We start from the raw sequence: 534 nt of genomic DNA, 5'->3' as shown, positions 1-534 counted from the left end.
ACACATTGCCCCATTGATCGACGGTTAATCCTTCCAGAGCTTTTGACACAAGAAGAACGACAATGGCTCAATGATTACCATGCGCGCGTTTATCAGATGAATGCACCTTACTTAAATGAAGAAGATAAAAAATGGGCAAAAGAAGCAACAATGCCCCTTTAAATGAAGCAACCTATAACTTTTACCCTTTCTACAAAACACTACACCCTTCTCTTTTAAAGAGAGAAGTGCGAATTTACCATCAGCAAACACAAAAAATATTTCTACAAGATACTTCAAGTTTTTTGCTGGTACGGTAAACGCTAACCTCGGTGAAGCAAGATGAGATACACCTATACGCGGTAATACTTATCTTGGCGATCTCCATCTAGACACCATTATATCTCTATTTTCTTTATATGAAAACTTTCATTATATTTTGTAATCCTCCGCATCGTATTTCTAAAACACCTATTATAACCAGCTTATTACGCTGTTTGGATTCAAAAATTCTGCATATTTATTCGAATAAATTTTACCTTTTTGTTTGCTTCA

The 534-nt window shown here is 35.4% G+C and carries 1 protein-coding gene; it reads left to right on the top strand.

Going from position 1 to position 534, the window contains the following annotated elements:
* Positions 1–162 (top strand): M24 family metallopeptidase C-terminal domain-containing protein (locus tag ACFIL3_RS11185; protein WP_375682313.1); only part of this gene is annotated, 162 nt, incomplete at its 5' end.
* Positions 163–534: the final 372 nt, after the last annotated feature.

Origin of the sequence: Bartonella sp. CE47NXGY (genome assembly GCF_042195415.1) — a bacterium.
Classification (GTDB): Bacteria; Pseudomonadota; Alphaproteobacteria; order Rhizobiales; family Rhizobiaceae; genus Bartonella.
The sequence above is the reverse complement of the archived record's forward strand: the minus strand, read 5'-3'. Positions and strand labels throughout refer to the sequence as shown.